Origin of the sequence: Stappia taiwanensis, assembly GCF_014635285.1 — a bacterium.
In the GTDB taxonomy this organism is placed as follows: domain Bacteria; phylum Pseudomonadota; class Alphaproteobacteria; order Rhizobiales; family Stappiaceae; genus Stappia; species Stappia taiwanensis.
This window is the reverse complement of record NZ_BMCR01000006.1, coordinates 250,460-258,000: the sequence shown is the minus strand read 5'-3', so window position 1 is coordinate 258,000 and position 7,541 is coordinate 250,460. Positions and strand designations below refer to the sequence as shown.

Genomic DNA, 7,541 nt, shown 5'->3' with positions numbered 1-7,541 from the left:
CACCGCCCCCGCAAACCGTCAAGCCCGACCGCCAGAAAAAATCACAAGACCCGAAAAAACACACCAATCACTCCCAACCCCTTGTGAACAACACACCCCGTCAAACACAAAAACATAAAACAACCCAACGCCTTACGACTATCAACAGCCACGGGAACGAGTGAAGATCGCCACCGCACAGCCCCCGCAAACCCACCGCGGTCACACCCGCGACCGCCGAAAACCGTCAAACAAACGTCATCGGATGCCGCCACGCTGAAGGATCAAACCCAAGAGCCGGGCCCGCAGCCCGCAGGAGCCCCTTGCCATAAATACGCCGGATTGCTCGTGTCCATCGGGGCACCTATAAGGGGTTGCGCGCCCCGCGCGCCCGTGCCCTGACCAGGGCACCCTCGTGACACTCTCGAAGCAAAACGGAAAAGAGCAAGACACGATGCATATTGGCGGCCAACATCCAGGTCACAGGGATCAGGTCGACCTCGGCGACGAGCCGCCCCTCATGGTCTACGACGAGCGCAACCAGCTGCCGGACCGGCGCCGGGTCAGCTTGCGTTGGCTCACCGGCTCGATCCTGACCGGGCTGACCTCTGTTACCCTGATGGGCGGGGCATTGGTGGCCGCGCTCGATGGTCAGTACGAAGTGTCCGCCGCCCCCGTTCGCGGGGAAGACGCCAATCCCCAGCAACGCGGCCGGCTCGGTTTGTCCAGGACCAAGGGCGACCGGGTGATCCGCTCCACCGCACAATACTCCAATCGCCAGATCATTCCCGTCTCCACGGTGCACCGGGTCGGCGACCGCGATCACATCAAGCTGCGCCCCTACGCGCTTGTCACGGCTACCCTTGCCACCCGCGCCAACCGCGACCAGGCCGCTGACATCCCGCCCTTCAACCCGCTCAGCCTGTTCGCCGACAACAATGTGCTGCCGCAGCGCGCCGTCAGCGACGCGGTCTATGACGCGCGGGTGGATGGCGAGGTCTCGATCAGCGTCCGCGACTTTCCCATCGACAATCCGCTTGCCAGCATGGTGGAGGCGCCCGGCGACCTGGAGATCGAGCGCACCGTGCGCCAGACCGCGCGGTTCCTGTCCGGCAATGCCATTGCCGCGGAAAACGAGCCGGTGATCGATCCCGGCCGCTTCGACTTCAACCTCGCCCAGCAGCCGGAACTGTCGCGCCTGTCCGTCCGAATCACGCCGGAGAATGTCTCCTTCGTCTCCAAGTCCGACGACGCGGAAGGCTTCGCCGGCATGGAAGAGAAGATCATCCCCGTGGCCGGCGACCGCAGCTTCCGCGACGTGCTGGTCGAAAACGAGGCCAGCGAGGAAGAGGCGGAGGCCATCGTCGCCAGCTTCGAGCAGGAATTCGGGATCGAAAGCCTGACCGAAGGCCAGCGTCTGCGCATCGCCCTGGCACCGGAGCGCGGCAGCCCGGAGCGGATGCAGCCGCAGCGCATCAGCCTTTACGAGGACACCGCGCACCGGGCCACCATCGCCCGCTCCGACACCGGCGAATTCATTCCGGCCGAGGCGCCAGACACCTTCCTTGCCGATGCCTTCGCCGAGGCGGACCGGGTCGGCTACGCCGGCACCACGCCGACCCTCTACGACAGCCTCTATCAGACCGCACTCGAGCAGGACGTGAACGCCGATCTGATCTCCGACCTGGTGCGGATCTTCTCCTTCGACGTGGATTTCAAGTCCCGCGTCAAACCGGGCGATTCCTTCGAGGTGTTCTATGGGCTGGACGAAGCGGAAAGCGACATGCCGGCGGAGATTCTTTACACCTCGCTCACCTCGCGCGGCACCACCCGCCGCTTCTATCGCTTCCGCACCCCCGATGACGGGGTGGTCGATTTCTACGATGAGACCGGCAAGAGCGCGAAGAAGTTCCTGATGCGCAAGCCCCTGTCCGGCGGTCGCTACCGCTCCGGCTTTGGCATGCGCCGGCACCCGATCATCCGCACCATGCGCCTGCACAGCGGCGTCGACTGGGCGGCCAAGCGCGGCACGCCGATCATGGCCGCCGGCAATGGCGTGGTGGTCAAGGCGCGCTGGGTGTCCGGCTATGGCCGGCGCATCGAGATCCAGCACGCCAATGGCTACCTGTCCACCTACAGCCACCAGACGAGCTTCGCCAAGGGCATCGAGGAAGGCGTGCGCGTGCGTCAGGGCCAGGTGATCGGCTATGTCGGCTCCACCGGCCTGTCGACCGGCCCGCACCTTCACTACGAGGTCAAGGTCAATGGCCGCTTCGTCGACCCGATGCGCATTCGTCTGCCACGTGGACGGGTTCTCGACGGAGAGCTCCTCGCCGCCTTCAATCGCGAGCGCGAGCGCATCGACACTTTGATCGACCGGGCCGACGGCCCCTCCCGGATCGCCGCCGCCGATCGCCCCTGACGCGGCCCCTTCCCCAGACGCAACGACAACAGCCCCGCCCGGAACCCGGACGGGGCTGTTGTCGCCTTAGGGGCTCATCCGCCGCATCCTGAAAACTCTGGACGCGGCGGATTGTCGGTTGTCCCGATCAGGCGGCGGCGCTTTCCGCCTCCGCCACCTGGAACAGAAGCCGGTCGGAGCCGGCCGATCCCTCGACCGTCTGGCCATCGGCCACCTTGCCGGCGAGGATCATCTCGGCGAGCGGATCCTGGACCTCGCGCTGGATCACCCGCTTCAGCGGCCGGGCACCATAGGCCGGGTCATAGCCCCGCTGCGCCAGCCAGCCGAGTGCACCATCGTCGAGCTTGAGGGTAATCTTGCGATCGGCCAGCAAGCCCTGAAGGCGCTGCAACTGGATGTCGACAATCGCCGCCATCTGCGAGCGCTGCAGCCGGTGGAACAGGATCTGGTCGTCCAGCCGGTTGAGGAACTCGGGCCGGAAATGCCCGCGAACCACCGCCATCACCTGGTCGCGAACGGCCGAGGAGTCCTCTCCCTCCGTCTGGGCCACCAGATAATCCGCCCCCAGATTCGAGGTCATGACGATCAGCGTGTTGCGGAAATCGACCGTGCGCCCCTGACCGTCGGTCAGCCGGCCATCGTCGAGCACCTGCAACAGCACATTGAACACATCCGCATGCGCCTTCTCGATCTCGTCGAACAGGACCACCTGATAAGGCCGGCGCCGCACCGCCTCGGTCAGGGCACCGCCCTCTTCATAGCCGACATAGCCCGGGGGCGCGCCGATCAGTCGGGCGACCGAATGCTTCTCCATGTATTCCGACATGTCGAGACGGACCATGGCCATCTCGTCGTCGAACAGGAACTCGGCGAGCGCCTTGGTCAGCTCCGTCTTGCCGACGCCGGTCGGGCCGAGGAACAGGAAGGAGCCGATCGGCCGGTTCGGATCCTGCAGGCCGGCCCGCGCCCGGCGTACCGCAGTGGACACCGCATGCACGGCTTCCTGCTGACCGATCACCCGACGGGCCAGTTCGTCTTCCATCCGCAGCAGCTTTTCGCGCTCGCCTTCCAGCATCTTGTCGACCGGGATACCTGTCCAGCGGGAGACCACATGGGCGACATGGTCGGTGGTCACCGCCTCCTCGACCATCGCGCCGCCCGCGACATCGCTGCCCTCGGCCTCCGCCAGCGCCTTTTCCAGGTCCGGGATGACGCCATAGGCAAGCTCGCCGGCTTTGGCGAGATCGCCCTGGCGCTGCGCCTTTTCCAGATCGCCGCGCGCCTGGTCCAGCTGCTCCTTCAGCTTCTGCTCCGAGGACAGCTTCTGCTTCTCGCCCTGCCAGCGCGCGGTCAGCTCGGCCGATTCCTCTTCCAGATTGGCCAGTTCGCCTTCCAGCTTGTCCAGCCGGTCCTTCGCCGCCGCATCGGTCTCCTTCTTCAACGCCTCACGCTCGATCTTCAACTGGATGATGCGCCGATCCAGCTCGTCCAGCTTCTCCGGCTTGCTGTCGACCTGCATCCTGAGACGGCTTGCCGCCTCATCCACCAGGTCAATCGCCTTGTCCGGCAGGAACCGGTCGGTGATGTAGCGGTTCGACAAGGTCGCCGCTGCAACAATCGCCGAATCGGTGATCCGCACCCCGTGATGCAGCTCGTACTTGTCCTTGATGCCGCGCAGGATCGAGATGCTGTCCTCCACCGTCGGCTCGGACACGAACACCGGCTGGAACCGACGGGCCAGCGCCGCGTCCTTCTCCACATGCTTGCGGTATTCATCGAGGGTCGTGGCGCCCACGCAATGCAATTCGCCGCGCGCCAGCGCCGGCTTCAGGAGGTTGGAGGCATCCATCGCCCCATCCGCCTTGCCGGCACCAACCAGCGTATGCATCTCGTCGATGAACAGCACGATGCCGCCGGCCGCCGCCTGCACCTCGGACAGAACCGCCTTCAGCCGTTCCTCGAATTCGCCCCGATACTTCGCACCGGCGATCAAAGACCCCATGTCGAGCGCCAGCAGCTTCTTGTCCTTCAGGCTTTCCGGCACGTCGCCATTGACGATCCGAAGCGCAAGGCCTTCGGCGATGGCGGTCTTGCCGACCCCCGGCTCGCCGATCAGCACCGGGTTGTTCTTGGTCCGGCGCGACAGGACCTGAATGGTCCGGCGGATCTCGTCATCGCGGCCGATCACCGGGTCGAGCTTGCCGTCCCGTGCCGCCTGAGTCAGGTCGCGGGCATATTTCTTGAGCGCGTCATACTGGCTTTCCGCCGAGGCGCTGTCGGCCGTGCGCCCCTGGCGCAGATCGTTGATCGCCTCGTTCAGCCGCGCCGGCGTCACGCCCGCACCGGCCAGCGCCTTGCCCGCGTCGCTTTCCTTGTTCATGGCCAGCGCCAGCAGAAGCCGCTCGACGGTGATGAAGGAATCGCCCGCCTTCTCCGCGATCTTCTCTGCCTGATCGAACACCTGCGCCAGCGCCGGAGCGAGATAAAGCTGCCCCGCGCCGCCCGAGACCTTGGGCAGAGCGGAAAGGGCTTTCTCGTTGGCCAGAACCGCGTCCTTGACGCGCCCGCCGGCACGCTCGATCAGACCAGCCGCCATCCCTTCCGGGTCGTCGAGCAAGACCTTGAGCAGATGCTCGGCGGTGAACTGCTGATGCGATTGCCCCAGTGCATAGGTCTGTGCCGACTGGACGAAACCGCGGGCACGCTCAGTGTATTTTTCGAAATTCATCTTTGACCTCCAGATCCGGCTACTCCCCGAAGCAGAGCACCCTTTTCGGACTCCGGACCCGATACGGCGTCCGGACGGCCGAAACACGACCGCTTGCTGGATATAGTGTTGCATTTCGACAACAAAAGGGGAAATCGTCCGCTGCGAACCAGATATGAAAAAACCGCGCGCCGAGATGCGGCGCGCGGTTGGCAGTCTCTCAAGGTGGCGGCCCGACCACAAGCGAGCCAGGAAAACCCGATCAGGCGTCGTTGGTCGCAGGAGCCGCCGGCTCCGCCGGGGCTGCGGGCGCTTCCGCCTCCTCGCCCTTCGGCGCGGCGGCTTTCCGCGTGCGCGGTGCCCGCTTGGCGCGCGGCTTCTTCTCCGAAACCTCGCCGGAGACCTCCTGGCCCGCCGGTTCCGCCGCCCCATTGCTTGGGGCCGCCTCAGCGGCCGTCTCCGCAGCGGTCGCGGTCGGCGTGGCCTTTGCCGCGGCGTCCGGAGCATCGCCATTTGAGGCTTCAGCCTCGCCCGTCTCCGCCTTCGGTCGCCGGACACCCCGTCCCCGGGTCCCGCGTGCACGGCGCCGGCCCCGCTCCTCATCGCCGTCGCTGTCGCCGCTGGCCTCGTCGCCTGCCTTGGCATTGAGCACCGGCATGTTGTCGACAAACGGCTGTGGTGCGTCGAGCGGCATCACCGGAGCGCCTGCGGCTGCCGGGGCAGGCGCTGCCTGCTCGCGCCCACGGCGTTCTCGGCCACGCTCACTCCGTTCACCGCGCTCGTCACGGCTCCGCTCTTCGCGGTTGCCGGTCTCCGCCTCGGTGTCACCCTCGTCGGCGCCGTCGCCGCGCGGAAGAACCACGGGCTGCTGCATGCTCTGCTGCGCAGCCGCGATGATCCGCAGGTAGTGCTCCGCATGCTGGAAATAGTTTTCCGACATCACCCGGTCACCAGCTGCCGCCGCATCGCGGGCGAGCTGCTGATACTTCTCGGCCACATGATGCGCGGTACCACGGATCTTCACATCCGGCCCGTTGGACTCGTAGGCGCGAGACAGAGGATTGGGTCCCTTGCGCCCGCCACGGCCGCGAATACGTTTGTTGTTTTGATTTCCTGGTCTCATTCTGCCGTTATCTCTCACGAACGGCGACCGGTGCGAAGCCGATCTGATGTCCGGGCCGCCACGCGGTCCGTCTGCATGAATCGCATCGAAACACTGTCGATGTCGATGGCCCGATCGGACTTCCAAATACCGAAACCCACCCGCGCGAGGGCGCCGGCTGGTATTGCGGTATCATACGGTTCGTCCTGAACAGACCAGTGCCAAGTCGCACCCAGACCATAAGGTCTACGGCGCATCTTCGTCAGACGGGGCTGCCCGTCTCAAGATGCAGGTTTTGGCCGAAACGAAAAGCTCTATAGCAACCTTCGTACTGCCCTACCCGTGGAAAACACTCCACCCCCGTCGGGTCTCGGCGTGGTGAAACTAGCCGGTTCCGGTCGGTTTTCCAAGCGTCTTTTTCAATCGCCTTCAATCGCTGCGTCGTTGCCGTTATTTTGCAACACCTCGGGCGCGGATCACCCGGTCGCATCCGCCAAGGTCTTGAAATACCGCGATGTCAGACCGTCCCGCAGCCCGCGCCAGCGCGGCCACCTCCGCCGCCTGATCATGGCCGATCTCCAGAAACAGCGGGCCGTCCGGCGCCAAAAGCCGCGAACTTTCGCCGAAGATCGCCCGGTAGGCGGTCATCCCGTCGGCGCCGGCGAACAGCGCCATGTCCGGGTCAAAGTCGCGGACACCGATATCGAGGGCGTCCCGATCGCCTTCCCGTATATAGGGCGGATTGCTGACAAGAAAATCGAGACCGGGCGCGAGCGCGGCGGCGAAATCGCCCTGCACTGGCAAGAACCGGTCCGCCAACCCGTGCCGCGCCGCATTGTCCCGGGCACAGCCAAGCGCTCCCGGCGACAGATCGACGGCAACCGCGACCGCGTTCGGCAACTCGCTCAGAAGGGCAAGGGCAATCGCCCCGGTTCCGGTGCCCAGGTCGGCGAACCGCCAGGCATGTTTCGCCCCGCCATGGTCGCCGCACCAGGTCAGCACCGCTTCGACCAGCGTTTCGGTGTCCGCGCGCGGCTCCAGCGTGTCGGCGCTGAGGCCAAGGTCCAGGCCCCAGAACTCCCGCCGGCCGAGGATTCGCCCCACTGGCTCCCCGGCAAGACGGCGCGCCAGCATCGTTTCCGCCCGGGCAAGGGTCGTCGCGTCGACCGGGCGGTCCGGATCGAGCACCACCTGATCGGGCGCGCAGTCGGCCGCCGTCGCCCCCAGGATGCGCGCATCCAGCGCCGCCGTCTCCAAGCCGGCGGCGCGCAACCGCGCGCGCATGAGGCGCACCATCTCGCCAAGACTGCCCGCGGCCAACTCACTCATGC

At 65.9% G+C, this 7,541-nt stretch carries 4 protein-coding genes; 1 reads left to right on the top strand and 3 read right to left on the bottom strand.

Going from position 1 to position 7,541, the window contains the following annotated elements; genetic code table 11:
- The first annotated feature begins 499 nt into the window (after nucleotides 1-499).
- The gene (locus tag IEV83_RS15355) at nucleotides 500-2,401 is read left to right on the top strand and encodes a M23 family metallopeptidase (RefSeq protein WP_209003192.1); all 1,902 of its coding nucleotides are present in this window, start codon (nucleotides 500-502) and stop codon (nucleotides 2,399-2,401) included.
- Between the two features lie 127 nt (nucleotides 2,402-2,528).
- Here the strand turns inward: IEV83_RS15355 and clpB are convergent, their stop codons facing one another.
- The 3 genes from clpB to prmC form a co-directional block, all read right to left on the bottom strand.
- Nucleotides 2,529-5,129: an ATP-dependent chaperone ClpB gene (gene clpB / locus IEV83_RS15350; RefSeq protein WP_181759553.1), complete on the bottom strand. Its 2,601-nt coding sequence runs from the start codon at nucleotides 5,127-5,129 to the stop codon at nucleotides 2,529-2,531.
- A 241-nt stretch (nucleotides 5,130-5,370) separates the two neighbouring features.
- A complete protein-coding gene (locus IEV83_RS15345) occupies nucleotides 5,371-6,231 on the bottom strand; it encodes a DUF4167 domain-containing protein (protein ID WP_181759554.1) in 861 nt (286 codons plus the stop codon).
- A 429-nt stretch (nucleotides 6,232-6,660) separates the two neighbouring features.
- Nucleotides 6,661-7,539 carry a peptide chain release factor N(5)-glutamine methyltransferase gene (gene prmC, locus IEV83_RS15340; protein ID WP_181759555.1) on the bottom strand — a complete coding sequence of 293 codons (879 nt, stop codon included), beginning with the start codon at nucleotides 7,537-7,539 and terminating at the stop codon, nucleotides 6,661-6,663.
- Between the last annotated feature and the right edge of the window lie 2 nt (nucleotides 7,540-7,541).